Below are 20469 nucleotides of genomic sequence, written 5' to 3'. Positions count from 1 at the left end.
GGCGCCCATGGACTTCGGACTCGTCCTTCAGACCGACCCGCCGGCCTCCCGGGTCGTCAGCCTGATGAAGCGCGCCGAGCGCAACGGCTTCACCCACGGCTGGACCTTCGACTCGGCGGTGCTCTGGCAGGAACCGTTCGTGATCTACAGTCAGATCCTGGCGAACACGGAGAGGCTGAAGGTCGGCCCGATGGTCACCAACCCGGGCACCCGCACCTGGGAGGTCACCGCGTCCACCTTCGCCACCCTCAACGACATGTTCGGCAACCGCACCGTCTGCGGCATCGGCCGGGGCGACTCCGCGATGCGGGTCGCGGGCCGCAAGCCCAACACGCTCGCCCGGATCAGCGAGGCCATGAAGGTGATCCGGGCCCTCGGCCGCGGCGAGGAGGCCGACCTGGGCGGCACGAAGATCCGCTTCCCGTGGATCGGGCCGGGCGCCGAACTCCCGGTCTGGATGGCCGCGTACGGTCCGAAGGCGCTGAAGATGGCGGGGGAGGAGGCCGACGGCTTCATCCTCCAGCTGGCCGACCTGTACCTCACCGAGTACATGGTGAAGGCGGTCAAGGACGCCGCCGCGGCGGCCGGCCGGGACCCCGGCGAGGTCACCGTCTGCGTGGCCGCACCCGCCTATGTCACCGCCGACGACTCGCCCGAGGCCCTCGCCCACGCCCGGGAGCAGTGCCGCTGGTTCGGCGGCATGGTCGGCAACCATGTGGCCGACCTGGTGGCCAAGTACGGCGAGCACTCCGCCCAGGTCCCCGAGGAACTCACCGAGTACATCAAGGCCCGACAGGGCTACGACTACGCCCACCACGGGCGCAGCGGCAACCCGGACACCGCGTTCGTGCCGGACGAGATCGTGGACCGGTTCTGCCTCGTCGGCCCGGCCGAGCGGCACATCGAGAAGCTGAACAGGCTGCGCGAGCTGGGCGTCGACCAGTTCGCCGTGTACGACATGCACGACGCGCAGGAGGCCACCATCGACGCCTACGGCTCCCAGGTGATCCCCGCCGTCAACTCCTGATCCGCTGCGGCGCGTCGACCCCCCACGCTCCTCGCCTCATGGTCTCCCCTCCCCGCCGTCCCCGGGGAGGGGGCTGGTGCCCGCACGGCCTCTCTCGTCCCGCCTCCCCGATTGGCCAGCCCATGACCGACACCGTCCCTCCGGCCATATCCGCATCCGGCCAGGTCACCCTCCCCGACGGGCGCGTGGAACTCGCTCCTGACACCCCGCCGCCCAGCGGCCCGTACGCCAACGAGGACCTGCTCCCGGTCCCGGTGGCGAAGCGCACCTGGACGACGTACAACTTCTCCGCGCTGTGGGTCGGCATGGCCCACAACACCGCCTCCTGGACCCTCGCCTCCGGGCTGATCGCGGTGGGCATGGACTGGAGACAGGCCGTGTTCACCATCGCCCTCGCCAACCTGGTCGTGCTGGTGCCGATGCTGCTGACCGGGCACGCCGGCCCCAAGTACGGCATCCCGTTCCCGGTCTTCGCCCGCGCCTCCTTCGGGGTGCGCGGCGCCAACCTGCCCGCGCTGGTACGGGCGTTGGTGGCATGCGGCTGGTTCGGCATCCAGACCTGGATCGGCGGCGAGGCCATCTACTTCCTCGCCGGCAAGCTGATCGGCGACAGCTGGGCGAACGCGGCGCACCTCGGCGGCCACCCCTGGACCATGTGGCTGTCCTTCGCGCTCTTCTGGGCGCTCCAGGTCGCGATCATCTACCGGGGCATGGAGACCATCCGCCGCTTCGAGAACTGGGCCGCGCCGTTCGTCCTCGTCGGCGCGTTCGTGATGCTGTGGTGGATGAGCGAGAAGGCGGGCGGCGTCGGCCCGCTGTTCGACCAGCCGTCGAAGCTCGGCTGGGGCAAGGACTTCTGGAAGCTGTTCGCGCCCTCCCTCATGGGCATGATCGGCTTCTGGTCGACGCTGTCCCTGAACATCCCCGACTTCACCCGCTACGGCCGCAGCCAGCGCGCCCAGACCTGGGGCCAGGCGCTGGGCCTGCCCACCACGATGACCCTGTTCGCCTTCCTCTCCGTGCTGGTCACCTCCGGCTCCCAGGCCGTGTACGGCACACCGGTCTGGGACCCGGTGCAGCTCGCCGCGAAGACCGACAACGCGGTGGGCCTGCTCTACGCCCTGGTCACGGTGCTGGTCGCCACCCTCTCGGTGAACATCGCGGCGAACCTGGTCTCCCCGGCCTTCGACTTCTCCAACATGGCGCCCAGAAAGGTCGGTTTCCGCACCGGAGCGCTGATCACCGCCGTACTCGCCGTGCTGATCCTGCCCTGGAAGCTGTACTCCGACCCGCAGGGCTACATCTTCACCTGGCTCGGTCTGGTCGGCGGTCTGCTCGGCACCGTCGCGGGCATCCTCGTCGCCGACTACTGGATCCTGCGCCGCACCCGGCTCGACCTCGCCGACCTGTACCGCGCGGGCGGCCGCTACTGGTACGCGGGCGGCTGGAACTGGCGGGCGGTCGCGGCCTTCCTGGCGGGCGGTGTCCTCGCCGTCGGCGGGGCCAGCTTCAAGCCCCTGATCGACGGCCGCCCCATCCCCGCCCTGTCCGCCCTCGCCGACTACGGCTGGGCGGTCGGCCTCGGCACCTCCCTGGTGCTGTACCTGGGGCTGACCCTGCTCACCGGCCGCGGCCGGCCGGACGGTCAGGACGACACCGCACCGGCCGTGCCCGCGTCCCGGTCCGACGCCGGCCACACATAGGGCTCCAGGTGCTGGGCGGTCTGACCGTGCCGGGCTACGGCCGGCGCCGGTATACCGCCGTACGCATGTGGACCGGGTACGAGGAGGCGCTGGTCCGGTACGGCCTGGAGATCTGCCGGGTCTGGCGGGGGCAGGGCCACCATGACAGCTGCGCCGCCTCGCTGGTCGCGCGGTTCGCCGACGGTCGGGCGGGCGCCCGCGTGTGCGGCAGCCCGCGCTCGCCGCCGCGGGCGAGCTGCCGCCCCGGCTGGGTGACGAAGACTTCCGTCGCAGCCATCGGTCCGCGCTGGTCCGCGAGGACCCTCACTTCTACGCCGGGGAGTTCGCCGGGATGCCGGACGATCTGCCCGGGGAGCGTCGGCCGTACGGCCCGCCGCCCCTTCAGCGCCGAGTGCCCCGCGCGGGAGCGGCCGAACCCTCGAGCGCCGACGGGCGGTCAGCGGGCCAGTGCGCCGACCGCGGCCCGGGCCGCCTTGATCGCCCCGGTGTTGATCACGTCCGTGCTCGGGGCCTTCTTGGTCTCGAAGTCGCTGCCGCTGTAGGTGATGATCACCAGGGCGTTGGAGATCCGGGCCATCACCACCCCCTCCCGGGTCTGCTGCTTGTCCTCCGTGGTGAGGTCCACGATCGAGTACGCGCTGTCCCCGAGGCCCGGTACGGTCCCGCCGCCGCTCTTCTCCTGCACCCGCTGCTGGTACTCCTGCCGCGCCTCCTGCTCCGACGCGCCGATCTCGAACGAGACGTCCAGCCAGCGGTAGTCGTAGCCGTCCAGCGCGTTCCAGGAGCAGGTGCGGCGCAGCTGGGGGTCGGTCGACGGGATCTCCTTGCCGGTCGTCTTCGCGCCGGGCACCAGCGACGTGACCAGGGCGGCGGGCAGGCTGGTGCAGGGGGCGGGCGCGGTGTCGTACGCCTTCGCCTTCGCCGCCGCGCTGGACGGCGGGGCCGCGGCGGAGGTCGCGCCGGGTGCCGGCCGGCCCTGCTGCTGCGCGGCGGAGGGCGGTGCGGCCGGGCCCGACGACAGTGCCCAGCCGGCGCAGGCGAGGACCGCGACCGGCGTCAGACGCGCGGTGAGGGCGAGCGGCAGAGGAAGAGAACGCACGGCGCACTTCTCGTGGGGGAGGGGGCGTTGGAAGGTGTCCGTGGGGTGGACGGGGACGACAGTGTCACACGACCGCCTGTGGGCGGAAGTGCCAACGCGCTGTGTGCGCGGGCGGTCACGGCAGCGCGTTCACGACGTACTGATTGACCCGTTATGTTCCTCCAGTTGGCGACGGGCGCCGATCTCGCTCGGGTACGCGCGGACGGCGAGGGCGGCCAGGAGCCGGCCCGCGCACCAGGCCGCGAACGCGGGCAGGACCGGCGCCGCGAGCAGCAGCGGCACGACACCCGCCCGGGACCAGTTCCCGGCCCGGCCGGTCGCCGCCCGCTTCGCCGCGCGGACCTCGCCCGGCGCCGGCGGGTCCAGCCGTTGCCGCCGCAGTGCGCGGCGCTGACCGACCCAGCCATGGACCAGGGCCGCGCAGGACGCGACCGCCTGGACGGCGTCCCACGCCCGGCGCACCCGCGGCGGCAGGTCGCTGCGCGGCACGCCGAGATACAGCCGCAGGGCGACATAGCAGAAGAAGGCCAGGACCGTGAGCAGGAGGACGGCGCCGCCGGCGCGGCGCAGCCAGTAGCGTGCCCCGCGCCGGTACCAGGTGGTCCCGAGGCCCGGCAGCGCCGGGACGGTCACGGGAGCCGCGGGCGGGGTCGAGGGGCGGTGCGGGGTCATGGACGGGTGGAGTGCGCCTCGAGCCAGCGGCGGGCGCCGACCTCGCTGGGGTACTCGCGCACGGTCGTCCAGGCCGCCAGCCAGCCCACGAGGTACGCGGCGAACGCCGGCATGACGGGGGCGGCGAGCAGCACCAGCCCGCGCCCCAGGGCGATCCGGCCCGGGACGCGCCGGTCGTGGGCGCGTTTGGCCCGGAGCGTCTCCTCGGGGGTCGGCGGGTCCGCCAGCGCCGCGCGGTGGCCCCGGCGCTGCGCCACCCAGCCCCACACCAGGGTCACGGCGGACGCCGCCGCCTGCACCCCGTCCCACACGACCCGCGCGGTGGCCGGCAGCAGATCCCGGACCCCCGCGTACAGGCCCAGCGCGAACAGGCAGAACATGGCCATGGCGAACACGATGAAGACCGTCGTACGGGCCCGGCACAGCCAGTAGCGCGTGCCGCGCTCGTACCACGTCCGGCCCAGTTTCGGCAGGGCGGGGACGGGGACGGAGAACCCCGGGGCGGGGGCCTCAGAAGATACTCGTGACGCCATGCCAGACATCCTTCGCCAGTCGCTTTCCGTCGTCGACGGTCTCCGTGGCGACGTGCTTGGTGCCGGTCAGCACGCCACCGACCACCCCGTGGTCGTGAATGTCCTCGCTCCAGTGCTCGTGGAAGGCGTGGTCGAGGACCGAGGTCGAGACGATCACCGTGCCGACCCCGACCGCGGCGACGGCGGCGGCACCCTCGACGGGCAGGGCCGCGGTGATCGCCGCACCGGCGGCCAGTCCACCGAGCGCGACGCCGCCGTCCACGACGACGGAGTGCTGCCAGGACCAGCCCTTGTCATGGTCGTCCTTGGCCTCGATCAGCCCGCAGGCGGCCGCCGCGGCCACGTCCAGCACCGGCAGCTCCTTCAGGGCGTCCGGCAGCGCCTCCAGCCCCCTGCCCAGGCGCAGCGCGTCCGCGGCGTCGGCCAGCTTCACGTTCAGGGCACGGTCGTACGGCAGCTTGCTGCTGCCGCTGTCGGCGCGGGCGATGTCCCGCTCCAGCGAGTCCACCTTGGTGACCGCGTCGCGGTAGGCGCTCTTGGCCGGCAGGTCGTCGGGCAGCCGGCGGCCCTGCTGCTGGAACACCCTTCGCTCGGCGCGGAGTTGCTTCTTCGCGGCCTGTGCCTCGGCCCTGGCCGCGTCGATGTGCTGGCGGGCCTCGATACCGCCCGCCCGGGCGTCCTCGGCGTCGTACGCGTACAGCCCGCGCAGCGCGTCGTACAGGGTGACCTTGTCCCCGGGGGAGACCGAGTCGTCCTTCGAGGTCACCTTGTCGTACAGCCCCTGCAACTGCTTCGCCGCGACCAGCCGTGCGTGCTGGGCGGTGTGCAGGATCTCGTCGCGTGCCGTGGCGTACTCGTCCAGCGCCGCGACGGCCTTGTGGTCGTCCGCGGTCGGCGGGTTGGCCGTCGTCATCGGCAGCGGCGCGCCCCGGGGGCCCGTCGGCACCCCCTTGCGGGCCGCGACGTCCTCCGCGTTCTGAAGGGACGCCTCGCACGTGGCCAGCGCGTCGGCGAGGGTCTGGAGGATCTCGCCGGCCGCGTGCACCAGTTCGGCGAAGCCGCCGGCGGCCAGCGCGTCCTCGCTCCACTTGGCGCGGAAGGCCTCGGCCGCCTCGCCCTTCCAGCTCGCGTCGTCGACCAGCTTGTCGACGGCGCTGCCGATCGGCCTGACCACGCCGTCGAGCTTGTCCTTGGCGTTCTTGTACGTCTCGGCCATCGTGCGCAGCCCGCCGATGTCACCGCCGACCCAGCTGTCACTCATCCGTGCTCACCCGTCAGCTCTCAGCCCATCAGGTCTTCGAAGACACCGTGGACGTCCACGTCGTGCCGGTGGAAGGAGTCCCGCGCGTACGCCACCTTGTCGCCGTGGTCGTCCAGCCGGTCGGCCATGCCGATGTGCAGGGCGACGATGAGGTCGGCGACCTCCTTGATGGCCGAGTCCAGCCCCGGATCGCCGCTGCCGGCCACGGCGGGGGCCACGTCGGCGTGCAGCGCACGGTAGTCGCGGGCCTGGGTGTGGAACGTCTTCGCCATCGTCGACAGGTCGTCGTAGATCACCGTGAAGTCGGTCATGGCGTGCGCACCTCCCGTGCGTAGGCGGCCAGGTCGGCCGGTTCCCAGTGGTGGCGGCCGGCCGGCACCCGCGGGTCCACCAGCACGGTGACGCCCTGGGCGCGCACGCCCTCGGCCAGCGGGCCGAGCGAGGCGGCGACCCACGGCTGGGCCTCACCGAGGGCTTCGGCCAGCTTCGCCGGCGTGCTGAAGGCGAAGGCGACCGTGCCGTGCGCGGGGTGCTCGAACAGCTCCAGGACGACGAACGGCACCCGCGCGGGGCGGCCGTCGCCGCCGGTCCCCGCGACGGAGCGCGGATGCGCCGGAACGCACACCGGCGTGTGGTAGGCGGGCACCCCCGGCCGGGGGCCGGGGCGGCGGTCGTCACCGGCCGCCCGCGGCGGCGGCGCGCCGGTCAGGAGATCCCGCAGCCGGGCCGGGCGCGCTTCCGGTGCCTGCTCCGGAGGCGGCCCGGCGGGCGGCTCCGGTTCCAGGAAATCGCGCAGCCGAGAACGCTTCGGCGCCCCCACCGCCGTCACCTCTTCCCCGTGGTTCTGCGTGGCCGAATCGGGCCCGTCCACGGTAGCCAGCGGGCGGCGGGGCAAATCCGGCTAAGTGGGGACGGCGGTTCCGACGTACACGGAACTCATACGACCGTTTGGGCGGGGCGAGGGAAGCTCTTGACCCTTCCCTGAAGGAGGCCCCCGACGGTCACGGCACTCTCGCGGTCCACTCGGCCGACGTGAACTTGGTCCGCGCCAGCTCCTCGGCCCGGGCCAGCTCCTCGTCCGTGATCTTGCCCTGCTCCAGGCCGTACCGCGCGCGGAAGGAGTCGATCATCCGCTCGATCACCGCGGCGCGCGGCAGCCCGGTCTGGCGGCGCAGCGGATCCACCCGCTTCTTCGCGCTCGCGGTGCCCTTGCCGGACAGCTTCTCCCGCCCGATCCGCAGCACCTCGACCATCTTGTCGGCGTCGATGTCGTACGACATCGTCACATGGTGCAGTACGGCGCCCGGCCCGCCGCCCGGTCCGACGATCCGCTTCTGCGCCGCGCCCGCGATCTTGCCCTGCTCGGTGGCGATGTCGTTCAGCGGCTGGTACCAGGCCCGGATGCCCATCTCGCCGAGGGCACCCAGCACCCAGTCGTCCAGATAGGCGTAGCTGTCCTGGAAGGACAGGCCCTGGACGAGGGAGTCGGGCACCGACAGCGAGTAGGTGATCGTGTTGCCCGGCTCCACGAACATCGCGCCGCCGCCGGAGATCCGCCGCACCACCTCGATCCCGTGCCGGGCGGCGCCCTCGGGGTCGACCTCGTTGCGCAGCGACTGGAAGCTGCCGATGATCACCGCGGGGGCGCCCCACTCCCACACCCGCAGCGTCGGCGGCCGCCGGCCCGCGGCCACCTCGGCGGTCAGCACCTCGTCCAGCGCCATGTGCAGCGCAGGCGGCTGGGGGCTCTCGTGGATCAGCTGCCAAGCGTAGTCCGTCCAGTCCGTGGCGTGTGCGAGCGCTCTGCGCACCGCGATGCCCACGCCCTCGGCGGTCAGCCCGTACATCACGGTCCCCGCCGGCAGCGCGGCCTCGATCCGCGCGGCCAGCCCCGACGCGTCGGTGTCCGCCGGGGCCCCCTCCAGGGCGCGGTTCACCGCGTCCAGTGCCTCGTCCGGCTCCAGGAAGAAGTCGCCCGCCACGCGCACCTGCCGCAGCACGCCGTCCTCGACCTCCGCGTCGACGACGACGAGCTTGCCGCCGGGCACCTTGTACTCACCGTGCACTGTCCGGTCCTCCATCCTGCCGCACGAGATCAACGACCGGGAGGGCCGCGGTGTTCCCCCCGCGGCCCCGGACCGGCCGGGCCGCCCGCCCCGCTCAGGCCTTCCTGAGCGTGCGCGCCATGTGCTCGAACTCCTCGAACGGCGCCACCGCCCCCATGAGCGTCCGCAGCGAGCCGACGATCTTCCGGCTCGGCCTGCGCACCCGGCTGCTGGTACGGCCGATCCACACCAGCATGGATTCGAACTCCTCGGCGCTGGTGGCCGCCTCCCGCATCTCCCGGGACTGCTCGATCATCTGGTCGAGCAGCGAGTCGATGCCGTCCGGCCACTCCGCGCGCGGGGTCTCGGCGGTCCACTCCAGGAACGCGCGCAGCGCGCCGAAGGTCAGCTCCATCCGGCCGGCGAGCCGTCGGGCCGCCTCCTCCAGCTCGGCCGACGGGCCCTCGATGGACTTGGCGAACCGGTTGACCGCGGCCAGCTGAGCGCTCATCGGCACGCCCGGCAGATTGGCCCGCAGCAGGTCCTCGGAGGACAGCTCCGCCATCGCGCCCAGATCCTCGAAGGCCGCCTCGACCATCGCCATGTCCTCCGCCATGGCCCCCATCTCGGTCTCGGCCTCCACGGCCAGATCCAGCAGGCCGGGCCCGTTCTCCTCCGGCGCGGCCGGGGCCTCCTCCTCCCACCCGGGCGCGGCCTCGCCGGACCCCTCACCCGGCGTGGGTACGGCCGTCCGGCCCAGCTCCTCGGCGAGCGCCGCCCGCAGCAGGGCCCGCGCCACGGCCCGGCCGAGCGGCAGCGGCGGGAACTCGAGCGCCGGGAACGCGTCGAGGCCCGCCGGCACCGTCCCGGCCTGCACCAGACGCACCGTGCGCCGGCCGGCGGCGTGCCGGACCCCCAGCCCGAGCACGACGGACGGATGGCCCCCGGTGAGATCGGCGACGACCACGTCCTCCTCGACGAGGTGCCGGACGAGCCGGTCGCCGAGCGGGCTCGGGTCGGCGAGCTGGTCGGCCCGGACCAGGGACAGCTCCAGCTCTTCGCAGACGGGCCGCACGACCTCCTCGTGGAAGAGCGCCGTGGGACCGAGGGCGAGACACGTGGGCATGACGGAGTACCTCCGAAAGAAGGGAAGGAAAGGGTGAGGGAAGTGAGGCGAAGGGGGCTCAGTCGAACAGCGTCAGCGCCACGCCGTCGCCGAGGTCGTCGGCGTAGACGGGCCGCTCCTCGATGCCCAGCGAGGACAGCAGACGGGTGGTGAGGACACGGTGCCGGCGGCCGACCCGGACCGTCTCGCAGGGGAACGTGCCGAGGGCGACCAGCCGGTAGGCGGTGGCCATGCACATGCCGTACGCCCGGGCCGCCGTACGGAGATCGACGCTGACCGGCAGGTCGAGGACCTCCCGGAAGGTCAGCGGGGTCGGCGGGCGCCCGGTCATCGGCCGCTCCCGGGCCGCAGGGACAGCGTGCCCACCCGGCGGCCCCGGTGGATCCGGCGGGCCGTGGCGACCCGCTCGGTCAGCCCCCATTCCGCGGCCAGGGCGCCGAGGCGCACCCCCTCGGCCCGGTCGGCCGGGACGGTGATCCGCAGGGTCGCGGCGAGCCCCTCCGGCCGGGTACCGCCGTCGAACTCCGCCTGCCACAGCGCGCCCCGGTCCCGGCGGACCGCCGCCGCGACCTGGACGTCCTCGACGGGCCGCTCGGCCCGGGCCTGCCCGGCGGTGTTCCAGGCATGGGTGCACGCGGCACGCAGCAGCACGGAGCCCGGGTCGGCGGTGCCCGGCTCGATCGTCCGCAGGGTCTCCAGGCAGGCGGTGAGCATCTCCGCCTCCACGTCGTCCCGTTCGGCGCCCAGGCGCTGGACGATCGCGAAGGCGTGGCGGCGCAGCCCGGGCAGGGCGCACCACACCGCGCCGAGCAGCCAGCCGTTCCCGTCGGTGTCCTCGCGGGCCAGCGCGGCGATCTGGTGCCACAGCGAGGTCCGTACGGCGGCCGGTGCGCAGCGGTCGTAGAGCAGGGGGCGTGCCTCGGCGGGGGTCAGGGCGGTGCCCGGGGCGCCGGAGCCGTCGTCCAGCCGGAGCCCGGCCAGCGGTTCCCGGCCGGCCATCTCCCGCTCCACGCGCGTGAAGAGGCTGGTGGGGTACGGGGGCAGGGGTGTCATCGATCTCCTCGGGTGGTGAGGGGGCATGGGGTGCCGCGGGGATGTGTCCGGCGGCGGGTGGTGGGGAGCCCGGGCGGCGCCGGAGAGGGCAGGGCGGATCAGGCGCTCTGGTCGGCGCCTTCCGGCACGGCTCCGGCGCGCCACTCGGCGAGCGACCGTTCGGCGAGCGCCTTGCCGGGGGTGGTGTCCCCGGCCCGGTCGATCGACCTCAGCAGTCGCAGGCTGCCGGGGTTGCGCTGCCGGACGAGCCGGGCGAACAGCTCGTCCAGCTGCCGCTCCTGCTCCGGAGTCCCGGCCGCCCCGGCGCACCAGGTGAGCAGCGTGTCCCGCATCGCGGGGTAGGCCATCGCCTCGTCCAGGGCGTGGCACACGAGGGCGACGACCTGGTCCGCGCCCTCCTGCCCGGCGGTCAGCAGCGCGCCGTACCAGCCGGGGTCCTCGGCGACGAGGGCGGGGACGGTGAGGACGGTCACCAGTCCCGGCAGGTCCTCGATCGCCGCCCACTCGGCCAGGTGACGCACCATCACCTGCCGGGTGGGCGCGGAACCGGTGGCGAACCGGCGTACCAGCGTCGCCGACACGCCCATGGCCGTGGGGGTGGGGTCGGCGTCGTCGGCGAGGGCGTCCAGCACCTGGCGCAGCAGCCGCAGGGCGGTCTCGGCGGGCAGCGCCTCGGCGTCCGGCCGGCAGGCGGCCAGGACCGCGGCCCGGCAGGCGGGTTCGGGGGCGCGGCTCCACGCGTCCAGCAGCGCGAGCGCCGGGGCGGCGGCCCGGTCGAGGCGGCCCTGAGCGGCGAGGGCGCGCCCCGCGACCTCGACGGCCGTCCGGAGCCCGGTGCCGACCAGGTCCTCGACCAGTCCGAGGCTCCGTCCGGCCGTCCGCGCGGCCAGCGCGCTCAGCGCACGCGCGGCGTGCTCCGCCTGCACCTCGTCCGCGGCTGTGCCGAGCCAGCGGTGCAGCAGCGGCAGCCACTCGGTCCGCTCCCGGCACACCACGTCCCAGACCGCCTCGCCCACCGCGGGCCAGAGGAGGTCGACGGTGCCGTCGCCGTCCTCGCGGACCGTGCACCGCCCCCCGACGGCCGCGAGGACGGCTGGTGCGGCTGCCTGTACACCCCTTGTGGTGCGCGGTGACGTCTCGGCAGGGTCCGCGGCGGCGCGGTCGGCGCGGACCAGGTCGAGCAGGTCCGCCGCCCGGCCGAGGATGGTCTCCCGGTCCAGTCCCCGGTGGACGCAGACCGCGAACAGGTGGGCCGGCAGCACGGGATCGCCGTCCGTGCCGAAGCCCGGACCGGTGTCCGCGCCGACGACCGGGCCGGTGTCCGTGCCGGACAGCAGCCGCGCGGCCTCGGCGGCGGCGAGCCGGGCCGTCAGTGCGGCGGCGGTCACCCGGCCGGCGGGTCCGGGGCCGGACAGCGCCTCGGCGACCCGCACCGCCTTGCCCGGCGGCAGCCCGGGCGGCAGCAGCGCGGCGAGGGCGGCCGGCCCCACCCGTCTGCGCCGGCGGGCCCGCTCCCCGGGGTCGGGGCACAGGCGGGCGAAGTGGCGCGCGAAGACCTTCCCGGGGTGGGGCGGCCGGTGGCGCAGCGCGCACACGCCCAGCCGCTCCTCAAGGGCCCGCGCCAGACCCGGTGTCTCCCGCAGGACGACGACCATCCGGGCACCGGCCTCCGCCAGCTCGCGCTCCAGGCGCTCGATGTCCCAGGGCCGCAGGGCGAGCGGATCGGCCAGGTTCATCACCAGGAAGCCGTGCGTCCCGTGGGGCCGGGGCCGCCAGTGCGCGAGGTCCACGGTCCCGTCGACCTGGACCAGCGCGGGATCGGCACGTTCGTGCGCCAGCAGGTTCAGCGCCAGCGTCTGGCGGCCGGTTCCGGGCGGGCCGACGAGGAACAGGACTCCGGAGCCGAGCGCCTCCAGGGCGTCGGTGTATCCGGCGGGCGGCACGAAGTGGGCGCGGGCCGCCCGGAGCTCCTTCGCCCGCACCGGCCCCTGGCGGACCGGGGGCAGGCCCAGGCCGCCGGGCGCGGGGGAGTCCGCGGACGCGTAGCGCTGATCGCCGTGCACGGTTCCGGTGTTGACGGTCCCGTGCGGGGCGACGACCACCGTCCCCCTGACCCGGGCGACCCCGGGCAGCAGGGCGTCGAGGAGGTCGTCCGGGTCGTCCTCAGCCGTCATGGCGCTCCTCCGCATCCGGGCGCGCGGACGGACCGAGAACGGTCAGGTGCTGCCCGCCGTGCACGGAACCGGTGTTGACGATGCCCCGGTCGGCGCGCAGCACCCCGATGACGGCGCGGCCCAGGCCGACCGCCGGGGCCTTCGCCTGCGCCCCTTCCGGTCCCTCCTGCGGTGCCTGCTTCGGTGCCTCCTCCGGCGCTTCTTCCGATGCCGCGGGCCGGCCGGGCGGTACGGACAGCGGCCCGGAGGGCGAGGGCACGTACAGCCAGGCCCGCTGGGCGAACGCCTTGCCCTCGACGGTCGCCGGCACCTCGATGAACTGCTCGCAGGGCCGCCCGGTGTACCCGGAGGCGACGGCGTCCTGGTAGCAGCGGTCGGACAGGATGGCCACCACCTGCGTGACCCGCTCATGGGACTGGGCCAGCACGGCCCTGACGGGACGGGAGTCGAGCAGCCGGTGCGTGTCGTTGCGTGCCGTTCCGTTGCCGCCGAAGACGTCCCCGGTGTCGGGGAGCGGGCCGATGTGCAGACTGACGCGCAGCCTGATCCGGGCCAGTCCGGCGCCGTGCACGTTCAGTTCGGCGAGCACGTCCTGGAGGGTGTCCAGCCAGGGATGGATCACCAGCGGCAGCAGCCTGGGGTCGAAGCCGAGGACGTAGCCGTCGCCGGTCGTGGCGGGAAACAGCCGGGTGTCCCACACCTCGGCCAGCCCGGCGCGCGCCAGCGAGGTCCTGACCAGCTCGGGCACCGCCCGGCTGAGCGCCTCGTGCTCGATCGCCGGGCGCGCGGTGAAGCCCTCCATGTCCACGGCCAGGATGCCGCGGTACGGGGGGAGCGGACGGCTGCGCGAGTAGGGGAGTGCCGTGGTCACCGGCGGTGCCTGGGCGTCGACGTGCACTGTCTCTCCTTCGGTAAAACGCGTGTAGGACAAGGAAGTTGAGCCGGGCTGGGTCTGTCGGCCCGTGCTCCGTCGAGCTTCATGGGGAAACGGCGGGAGTTCCGTTCCCTCGGCACCGACGGAGCGTGTCGGCCGTCACATCCGGCTCAGGCGGCCGTCACATCCGGCTCAGGCCGCGGGCCGCTGCCGCAGTACGGCGCGCAGCCGCCGCTCGTCCACGACCTGGACGGAGGTACGGCCGACCCGCACGCACTCCGGACCCAGGCGCCGTAGCGCCTCGCTGACGGACCGCCGGCCCGTGTCGAGGTGCTGGGCCAGCTCCACCCGGGTGAGGCGGAACGTGTGCGCGCCGGACAGCGCCATGAGGCGGAGCAGCGCGGCCGCGAGCCGCCGGTCGAGGTCGCCCTCGCCGGCCTGGGTCTGCTCGCGCAGCCGGCTCACCGCGAGCCGGGCCAGCTGCTCCCCGAGGCCGTACCTCCTGACGACGTCACGGAAGTCGCGCGCGGAAACGGGGATCACTTTGCATTCAGTAATGGTCTGGACGTCCGCGAGCCGGGTGTCGCCGTCCTGTACCGCCATCTCGCCCAGCACTTCTCCCGGACCGCGGAAGGACAGCAGCTTCTCGCGGCCGTCAGCGCTTCTGCGGACCACCTTCACCACGCCATGGAGCAGTACCAATACATGAGTTCCGGGCTCTCCCTGACGGAGCAGTGGCACCCCGGCGGGGTGCCGGCGGGCAGGGCGGCCGGTCAGCTCCCGCCAGGCCTCGAAGGGGGCCGTGTCGCGCAGTGTCGCGTACGGCGAGAGAGGGGTTTCTTCGCTCATGCGACGAAAAGTAGAGGAGCGGAGAAGCCGGCGGTGGGCAATGATCACATCTGTTCGCGACATCACCATCTCCGGCTCCGTCTGGCCGAGTTGGTGATGATCGGGTTCATGTGCGGTGCTCGGTAAACACCACGCCATATTTTCCTGTGAGCCCTATCTGCGACTGTTGTGGCCACGCCAAGATCCCCTCTGCGCCGGGACACCCCGATATGCCCGGTGCAGGGAGGAGAGGGCATGACGGCCCCGCAACAGCGACGACGGCTCATGACCTGCGCCGTCGTGGCGGCCGCGTTCGGACTGGTGAGCACCCAGTCGTTCGCGGCCTCGCACGACACCAGACCCCGGCCCTGGCAGGCCCGCCACCAGGCCGCCGCCGGCCGGCAGCACATCAAGGCGGTGCGCGCCGGACAGGGCATGTCCGCCCTCAACGCGACCGAGGGCGATGACGACGGCGGCGACGAGGCGGAGAACTCGGCCGAGTCCACCGCCCAGTTCACCGAGGCCCGCACCGCGCCCGGCGTCGTCGCGCCCGGGGCCTACGGGGCGGCCTGGCAGCAGTTGCAGTCGATGCGGCACACGCCCGGCAGCTGGAACCACGTCACGGACAAGGCGTACGACTCCGACGACCGCCGCTACCGCGATGTGAACTCCAACTCCAGCGGCGGCGCCGGCAAGGTGACGGGCCGGATCACCGGTATCGCCGCCGACGACCAGGGCTACGTCTACGCGGGCGGCGCCAACGGAGGCGTCTTCCGCTCCACCACCGGCGGCGGCCACTGGAAGCCGATCGCCGACGCGCTGCCCTCCCTGTCGACCGGCACCCTCGCCCTGGACGGCCGGCAGCGGCTCTGGTACGCCACCGGCGAGTCCAACACCGGCGCGACGTCCTTCGTCGGCACGGGTGTGTACGTACTGAAGGACCCGCACCACGGGCAGTTCCAGCCCGGTGACCGGGTGGGCGGCGCGGAGCTGGAGTCCACCGTCATCCACGCGCTGCGCTTCGCCGGCACCACGGTGTGGGCGGCCACCAGCACCGGTGTCTGGTCGCACTCCACGACCACCCTCTCCGGCCCCTGGAAGCACGAGTTCGCACCCAACCCGGACTACCTGCCCGGCGGTTCGAAGGCGGACGACCCGAGCGCGCCGTACAAGAACATCGCCAACGACATCGCCGTCGACCCCAAGGACCCCGGCAAGGTCCTGCTCGCGGTCGGCTGGCGCGGCGGCGACACCTACAACGGGCTGTACGCGAAGGCGGACGACGGCAGCTGGAAGCCGGTCAGCGGCCTGGGCGACCTGCCGACCGACAGCGACGACGTCGGCAACATGACGTTCGCGGCGGCGGCCGACGGCTCGCGCCTGTACGCCATCGACCAGTCGCCGGCGCAGATGGCCGCCAACCCGGACAGCGGGCTGAAGGGCGTGTACGTCTCCAAGAACGGCTCCCCGTTCGGGCCGTGGACGCAGATCGCCGACTACACCAAGCTGAAGGCGTCCGGGTCCGCCTTGCAGGGCGCGGGCTACATGCCCGGCATCCAGTCCTGGTACAACCAGTTCCTCCAGGTCGACCCGGCCGACCCCGACCACCTCTACCTCGGCCTGGAAGAGGTCTTCGAGACCAAGAACGGCGGCCAGAGCTGGACCACCCCGGGCCCGTACTGGAACTTCCCCTTCCCCTGCTGGAGCATCGACCCGGCCAAGCAGACCGGCGACTGCTCGCCCACCACGCACTCCGACCAGCACGCGGTCGCGATCGGCAGCTCCAAGGGCAAGACCTGGGCCTACGTCGGCAACGACGGCGGCATCTACCGGCGCCCGCTGAACGGCGCGGTGGACTCCGGCGGCCACGCCAAGGACTGGCAGTCCCTCAACGACGGCACCATCGACGCCCTCCAGTACTACTCCGTGGGCGTCGGCAGGGACCTCGACCACGGCGGCGTCTCGGTCACCGGCGGCCTCCAGGACAACGGCCAGTCGATCCTGCGCGGCCACGACAGGGTGATGGGCTCGAACTTCGGCGGCGACGGCGGCGACACCATCGCCGACCCCGCCAACGGCTGCAACATCGCCGCCGAGTACGTCTACCTGGACATGTGGGTGACCCAGAACTGCGGTGCGAACGACGGTTCCTGGTCGACGGACCCGGCCAAGGCCACCGAGTACGAGGTCGCCCCGCCGGACAAGGACCTGGGCGGCGCGGGCGCCCGCTTCATCGCCCCGATCACCGCCGACGCCAAGGACACGCACACCTGGATCGCGGGCGGCCGGCACGTCTGGGTGCAGACCAAGGGCTTCGCGATCCGCTCCGGCAAGGAGTGGACCAGCGCCTACGACCTCGGCGACGGCCATGTGGCCACCGCCGTGGCGTCCTCCGGCGGCACGGTGTACGTCGGCTGGTGCGGCCCCTGCAACAACCAGGGCTTCACCCGGGGCATCGCGGTCGGCAAGGCGGACGGGACCGGCTGGCACCAGCTGAACCTTCCGGTCGACGGCACCGTCCCGAACCGCTACGTCTCCGGCTTCGAGATCGACCCGTCCGACGCCCAGCACGTCTACGTGGCGATGAACGGCTTCTCCCGCCGGTGGACCGAGGGCCCGGGCGCCGGCGTCGGCCACGTCTTCGAGTCCAGGGACGGCGGCGCGCACTGGACGGACATCTCGGCCAACCTGCCCGACGTCCCCGCCGACGCGGTCAAGCTCCTGCCGAACGGCGGCCTCGCCCTCGGCACCGACCTCGCCACCTTCTACCGGCCCGCCGGGGCCACCAAGTGGCTGGTCCTCGGCCACAACCTGCCCACCACGGCCGTGATGCAGCTGCGCCTCGGCCCCGACGGCAGGCTGTACGCCGCCACCCACGGCCGCGGCATCCGGTCCTACGACGTACGGCACCTCAGGGGCCGTAAGGACTGATCACGGCCTGTACGCCCCGCCGTACGACGACGGCCGGTGCGGCCCCGGACCCCCGGGACCCACCGGCCGTCCGGCGTGTCCGGGCTACAGACCGAGGGCCTCACCGGGGAGGTTCCGGGCAGCCCAGGTCCGCCGGCCTGCCCAGCGTGTCGGCGATCGCCTGCTCCTGGAGTGACCACTTAAACCGGAAGCCGGCCAGGAAGGTTCACCCGGTCGAGAGGGTCCCGGCACCCTACGATGGGCACTCCGATCGCAGCGAGGTGAGAGCCCGTATGTTCACCACCCGCCCGACCCTCCAGGGCACGTTCGGCATGGTGTCCTCCACCCACTGGCTCGCCTCGCAGTCCGCGATGGCGGTGCTGGAGGACGGCGGCAACGCCTTCGACGCCGCCGCGGCGGGGGCGTTCGTGCTGCATGTGGTGGAGCCGCATCTGAACGGGCCCGCCGGCGAGGTGCCGATCCTGCTCGCCCCGGCGGGCGGCGAGGTGCGGGTGCTGTGCGGGCAGGGCGTGGCTCCGGCCGGTGCCACCGTCGCCCACTACCGGGGGCTCGGGCTGGACCTGGTGCCCGGGACCGGTCCGCTCGCGGCCGCCGTGCCCGGCGCCTTCGACGCCTGGCTGCTGCTCCTGCGCGACCACGGCACCAAGTCCCTGGACGACGTCCTGAAGTACGCCATCGGATACGCCGCGCACGGGCACCCGCCCGTGGAGATGGTCGGCGCGACCGTCGAGAGCGTACGGACGCTGTTCGAGACGGAGTGGACCTCCTCGGCGGAGGTGTATCTGCCGGGCGGCAGGGCGCCCCGGTCCGGTGCGCTCCTGCGCAACCCCGCCCTCGCCGCCACCTGGCAGCGACTGCTCGCCGAGACCGCGCGGGCCGGCGACCGGGAGGCCCGGATCGACGCGGCCCGCGAGGTGTGGCGCTCCGGCTTCATCGCCGAGGCGCTGGTACGGCAGTCCCGCCGGCCCACCCTGGACACCAGCGGCGCCCGGCACACCGGCACGCTCACCGAGGCCGACCTCGCCGGCTGGTCGGCGTCCTACGAGCCGCCGGTGCGCTACGACTGGAACGGCTGGACCGTGTGCAAGGCCGGCCCCTGGAGCCAGGGACCCGCCCTGCTCCAGCAGCTCGCCCTGCTCCCGCCCGAGCTGCCCGCCCCCGGCTCCGCCGAGTACGTCCACCTGCTGGTCGAGAACTGCAAGCTCGCCATGGCCGACCGGGAGGCCTGGTACGGCGACGCCGCCGAGGTGCCGCTCGCCGAGCTGCTGTCGGACGAGTACAACGCCGCGCGGCGGGCCCTCGTCGGCGCCAAGGCCTCGTACGAGCTGCGGCCCGGCAGCCCCGGCGGACGCGCCCCGCGGCTGCCCGCGCAGGCACACGCGTGCGTGCCGGAGGGCACCGGCCGGGGCTTCGACCCGATGGGCGCGGGCGAACCGACCGTCGCGCAGTTCCCCGCCGAGCCGCAGGTGGCCGCCGACGGCACCACCCGCGGCGACACCTGCCACCTGGACGTGGTCGACCGCTGGGGCAACATGATCGCGGCCACGCCCAGCGGCGGCTGGCTCCAGTCCAACCCGGTCGTGCCCGAGCTGGGCTTTCCGCTCGGCACCCGGCTCCAGATGACCTGGCTGGAGGAGGGCCTGCCGAACTCCCTCACCCCGGGCCGCCGCCCCCGCACCACCCTCACCCCGTCCCTCGCCCTGCGCGACGGCGTCCCGGTGCTGGCGTTCGGCACCCCGGGCGGCGACCAGCAGGACCAGTGGCAGCTGCACTTCTTCCTCGCCGCCGCGCTGCGCCCGCCGGTCCGGGGCGGTCTCGACCTGCAAGGCGCCATCGACGCCCCGAACTGGCACAACGACAGCTTCCCCAGCTCCTTCCACCCCCGCGGTCGCCGCCCGGGCAGCCTGACCGTGGAGTCCCGCACGGACCCCGCCGTGGTCGAGGAACTGCGCCGGCGCGGCCATGACGTCACCGTCGGACCCGCCTGGTCCGAGGGCCGCCTGTGCGCGGTGGCCCGGGACCCGCACACCGGCATCCTCTCGGCGGCGGCCAACCCGCGCGGCATGCAGGGGTACGCGGTGGGCCGCTGAACAGGGCGCGGCGGCACCTGTTCGTCATGCCGATTCCAGCCCCTGTACACCCGGGCGGCGGGCGATGTCAGTGGGGCGTGCTCTCATGGAGGCATGATCGAAGAGACCAGGGAAACCATCGAGGAGTTTCTCACCCGCTGCTCGGCCGACGTGGAGGAAGCGCTCCGCAAGGCCGCCGAGGCCGAGATCCTGCCCCGCTTCCGCCGCCTCGCCGCCCACGAGGTGGACCAGAAGAGCGGCCCCCACGACCTGGTGACGGACGCCGACCGGCGGGCCGAGGAGCGGCTCACCGAGGCGCTCGGCGCCCTGCTGCCGGGCTCGCTGGTGGTCGGCGAGGAGGCGGTGCACGCGGACCCGGCGACGTACGACGCGATCCAGGGCGGCATACCGGTCTGGATCGTGGACCCGGTCGACGGCACCCGGCAGTTCGTCCACGGTGACGACGGCTTCTGCACCCTGGTCGCGCTCGCCCACCACGGCACCGTCCTCGCCTCCTGGACCTACGCCCCCGCGCGCGACCAGCTGGCCACCGCCGTCCGCGGCCGGGGTGCCTTCCTGGACGGCGAGCGGCTCGCCGCCGGGGCGCCCGAGCCCGGCCGGGATCTCACCGTCGCCACCTCCCACCCGGACTACACCACCGGCGCGCAGAAGCAGGCGCTGCTCCCGCTGTGGAGCGACGGCCTCGCCCCGCGCCCCTGCGGCTCGGCGGGCCTGGAGTATCTCGCCGTCGCGAGCGGCCGGCTGGACGCGGTCGCGTTCTCCTGGGAGGCCGCCTGGGACCACGCGGCCGGGCTGCTGCTGGTCGAGGAGGCGGGCGGCACCCACCTGACCCGCAGCGGAGAGCCGTTCCGGGTGACCGGGGACAACGCCCTGCCGTTCACCGCCGCCCGTGACGCCGCCACCGCCCACCGGGTGGCCGGACTGCTGCGCGCGGCGGCCTGACCCGGGCGGGCAGAAGCCGTCGCGAGCGGCCGGCTGGACGCGGTCGCGTTCTCCTGGGAGGCCGCCTGGGACCACGCGGCCGGGCTGCTGCTGGTCGAGGAGGCGGGCGGC

Annotated in this window: 18 protein-coding genes and 2 pseudogenes; 7 read left to right on the top strand and 13 right to left on the bottom strand. The window is 73.8% G+C overall.

The features are described from left to right. Positions 1 to 7: 7 nt before the first annotated feature. The 3 genes and pseudogenes from ACZ5CZ_RS06525 to ACZ5CZ_RS06515 all read left to right on the top strand — a co-directional run. Positions 8 to 1027 carry a TIGR03842 family LLM class F420-dependent oxidoreductase gene (locus tag ACZ5CZ_RS06525; protein ID WP_385842983.1) on the top strand — a complete coding sequence of 340 codons (1020 nt, stop codon included), beginning with the start codon at positions 8 to 10 and terminating at the stop codon, positions 1025 to 1027. A gap of 122 nt (positions 1028 to 1149) precedes the next feature. After that, positions 1150 to 2730 (top strand): NCS1 family nucleobase:cation symporter-1, encoded by a 1581-nt coding sequence (locus ACZ5CZ_RS06520; protein ID WP_468939776.1) that lies wholly within the window; start codon positions 1150 to 1152, stop codon positions 2728 to 2730. Next, positions 2679 to 3079, top strand: a pseudogene (locus tag ACZ5CZ_RS06515) (MSMEG_6728 family protein); the annotation flags it as partial. The gene ACZ5CZ_RS06520 and the pseudogene ACZ5CZ_RS06515, both read left to right, overlap by 52 nt. Before the next feature lie 87 nt (positions 3080 to 3166). Here the strand turns inward: ACZ5CZ_RS06515 and ACZ5CZ_RS06510 are convergent. From ACZ5CZ_RS06510 to ACZ5CZ_RS06450, 13 genes are all read right to left on the bottom strand, one after another. Further along, positions 3167 to 3829, bottom strand: a complete 663-nt coding sequence (locus tag ACZ5CZ_RS06510) for a hypothetical protein (RefSeq protein ID WP_468939774.1) — start codon at positions 3827 to 3829, stop codon at positions 3167 to 3169. Between the two features lie 129 nt (positions 3830 to 3958). Further along, on the bottom strand, positions 3959 to 4501 hold the full coding sequence (locus ACZ5CZ_RS06505) for a hypothetical protein (protein ID WP_468939771.1): 543 nt from the start codon (positions 4499 to 4501) through the stop codon (positions 3959 to 3961). Continuing rightward, complete coding sequence (locus tag ACZ5CZ_RS06500; RefSeq protein WP_385842979.1) at positions 4498 to 5034, bottom strand: hypothetical protein; 537 nt, start codon at positions 5032 to 5034, stop codon at positions 4498 to 4500. The genes ACZ5CZ_RS06505 and ACZ5CZ_RS06500 overlap by 4 nt, the downstream gene beginning before the upstream one ends. Next, positions 5012 to 6295 (bottom strand): WXG100 family type VII secretion target, encoded by a 1284-nt coding sequence (locus ACZ5CZ_RS06495; RefSeq protein WP_468939767.1) that lies wholly within the window; start codon positions 6293 to 6295, stop codon positions 5012 to 5014. Before ACZ5CZ_RS06495 ends, ACZ5CZ_RS06500 begins: the two co-directional genes overlap by 23 nt. 20 nt (positions 6296 to 6315) lie before the next feature. Beyond that, on the bottom strand, positions 6316 to 6606 hold the full coding sequence (locus tag ACZ5CZ_RS06490; protein WP_385842976.1) for a DUF6317 family protein: 291 nt from the start codon (positions 6604 to 6606) through the stop codon (positions 6316 to 6318). Next, complete coding sequence (locus ACZ5CZ_RS06485; RefSeq protein ID WP_468939763.1) at positions 6603 to 7115, bottom strand: SAV_915 family protein; 513 nt, start codon at positions 7113 to 7115, stop codon at positions 6603 to 6605. Before ACZ5CZ_RS06485 ends, ACZ5CZ_RS06490 begins: the two co-directional genes overlap by 4 nt. Positions 7116 to 7296: 181 nt before the next feature. Continuing rightward, positions 7297 to 8361, bottom strand: a complete 1065-nt coding sequence (locus ACZ5CZ_RS06480; protein WP_385843030.1) for a lipoate--protein ligase family protein — start codon at positions 8359 to 8361, stop codon at positions 7297 to 7299. Between the two features lie 94 nt (positions 8362 to 8455). Next, the gene (locus ACZ5CZ_RS06475; protein WP_468939761.1) at positions 8456 to 9466 is read right to left on the bottom strand and encodes a hypothetical protein; all 1011 of its coding nucleotides are present in this window, start codon (positions 9464 to 9466) and stop codon (positions 8456 to 8458) included. Between the two features lie 58 nt (positions 9467 to 9524). Next, on the bottom strand, positions 9525 to 9797 hold the full coding sequence (locus ACZ5CZ_RS06470) for a DNA-binding protein (RefSeq protein WP_385842973.1): 273 nt from the start codon (positions 9795 to 9797) through the stop codon (positions 9525 to 9527). Further along, a complete protein-coding gene (locus ACZ5CZ_RS06465) occupies positions 9794 to 10519 on the bottom strand; it encodes a hypothetical protein (RefSeq protein ID WP_385842971.1) in 726 nt (241 codons plus the stop codon). The genes ACZ5CZ_RS06470 and ACZ5CZ_RS06465 overlap by 4 nt, the downstream gene beginning before the upstream one ends. A 98-nt stretch (positions 10520 to 10617) precedes the next feature. Continuing rightward, positions 10618 to 12693, bottom strand: coding sequence for a hypothetical protein (locus tag ACZ5CZ_RS06460; RefSeq protein ID WP_468939757.1), 2076 nt, complete (start codon positions 12691 to 12693; stop codon positions 10618 to 10620). Further along, positions 12683 to 13591: a hypothetical protein gene (locus tag ACZ5CZ_RS06455; protein WP_468939755.1), complete on the bottom strand. Its 909-nt coding sequence runs from the start codon at positions 13589 to 13591 to the stop codon at positions 12683 to 12685. Before ACZ5CZ_RS06455 ends, ACZ5CZ_RS06460 begins: the two co-directional genes overlap by 11 nt. A 168-nt stretch (positions 13592 to 13759) precedes the next feature. Next, positions 13760 to 14416 carry a Crp/Fnr family transcriptional regulator gene (locus ACZ5CZ_RS06450; RefSeq protein WP_468939752.1) on the bottom strand — a complete coding sequence of 219 codons (657 nt, stop codon included), beginning with the start codon at positions 14414 to 14416 and terminating at the stop codon, positions 13760 to 13762. Between the two features lie 234 nt (positions 14417 to 14650). On the opposite strand from ACZ5CZ_RS06450, the gene ACZ5CZ_RS06445 reads away from it, so the two are divergent. The 4 genes and pseudogenes from ACZ5CZ_RS06445 to ACZ5CZ_RS06430 all read left to right on the top strand — a co-directional run. Continuing rightward, complete coding sequence (locus ACZ5CZ_RS06445; RefSeq protein ID WP_468939749.1) at positions 14651 to 17326, top strand: beta propeller repeat protein; 2676 nt, start codon at positions 14651 to 14653, stop codon at positions 17324 to 17326. Between the two features lie 272 nt (positions 17327 to 17598). Beyond that, complete coding sequence (locus tag ACZ5CZ_RS06440; RefSeq protein ID WP_468939746.1) at positions 17599 to 19416, top strand: gamma-glutamyltransferase family protein; 1818 nt, start codon at positions 17599 to 17601, stop codon at positions 19414 to 19416. 93 nt (positions 19417 to 19509) lie between these two features. After that, positions 19510 to 20358 carry an inositol monophosphatase family protein gene (locus ACZ5CZ_RS06435; RefSeq protein WP_468939743.1) on the top strand — a complete coding sequence of 283 codons (849 nt, stop codon included), beginning with the start codon at positions 19510 to 19512 and terminating at the stop codon, positions 20356 to 20358. Positions 20359 to 20385: 27 nt separating this feature from the next. After that, a pseudogene (locus ACZ5CZ_RS06430) lies at positions 20386 to 20469 on the top strand (inositol monophosphatase family protein); the annotation flags it as partial.

It is taken from the genome of Streptomyces sp. NPDC031418 (genome assembly GCF_055581605.1).
Note: the sequence above shows the minus strand (reverse complement) of the source record. Positions and strands in the feature narration are given on the sequence as shown.

Bases quoted from the DNA above. Each gene is read 5' to 3' on its own strand.
- ACZ5CZ_RS06495 (WP_468939767.1), bottom strand. From the start codon at position 6,295: ATGAGTGACAGCTGGGTCGGCGGTGACATCGGCGGGCTGCGCACGATG.
- ACZ5CZ_RS06505 (WP_468939771.1), bottom strand. From the start codon at position 4,501: ATGACCCCGCACCGCCCCTCGACCCCGCCCGCGGCTCCCGTGACCGTC.
- ACZ5CZ_RS06475 (WP_468939761.1), bottom strand. From the start codon at position 9,466: ATGCCCACGTGTCTCGCCCTCGGTCCCACGGCGCTCTTCCACGAGGAG.
- ACZ5CZ_RS06525 (WP_385842983.1), top strand. From the start codon at position 8: ATGGACTTCGGACTCGTCCTTCAGACCGACCCGCCGGCCTCCCGGGTC.
- ACZ5CZ_RS06435 (WP_468939743.1), top strand. From the start codon at position 19,510: ATGATCGAAGAGACCAGGGAAACCATCGAGGAGTTTCTCACCCGCTGC.
- ACZ5CZ_RS06470 (WP_385842973.1), bottom strand. From the start codon at position 9,797: ATGACCGGGCGCCCGCCGACCCCGCTGACCTTCCGGGAGGTCCTCGAC.
- ACZ5CZ_RS06490 (WP_385842976.1), bottom strand. From the start codon at position 6,606: ATGACCGACTTCACGGTGATCTACGACGACCTGTCGACGATGGCGAAG.
- ACZ5CZ_RS06440 (WP_468939746.1), top strand. From the start codon at position 17,599: ATGTTCACCACCCGCCCGACCCTCCAGGGCACGTTCGGCATGGTGTCC.
- ACZ5CZ_RS06445 (WP_468939749.1), top strand. From the start codon at position 14,651: ATGACGGCCCCGCAACAGCGACGACGGCTCATGACCTGCGCCGTCGTG.
- ACZ5CZ_RS06460 (WP_468939757.1), bottom strand. From the start codon at position 12,693: ATGACGGCTGAGGACGACCCGGACGACCTCCTCGACGCCCTGCTGCCC.
- ACZ5CZ_RS06500 (WP_385842979.1), bottom strand. From the start codon at position 5,034: ATGGCGTCACGAGTATCTTCTGAGGCCCCCGCCCCGGGGTTCTCCGTC.
- ACZ5CZ_RS06465 (WP_385842971.1), bottom strand. From the start codon at position 10,519: ATGACACCCCTGCCCCCGTACCCCACCAGCCTCTTCACGCGCGTGGAG.
- ACZ5CZ_RS06450 (WP_468939752.1), bottom strand. From the start codon at position 14,416: ATGAGCGAAGAAACCCCTCTCTCGCCGTACGCGACACTGCGCGACACG.
- ACZ5CZ_RS06520 (WP_468939776.1), top strand. From the start codon at position 1,150: ATGACCGACACCGTCCCTCCGGCCATATCCGCATCCGGCCAGGTCACC.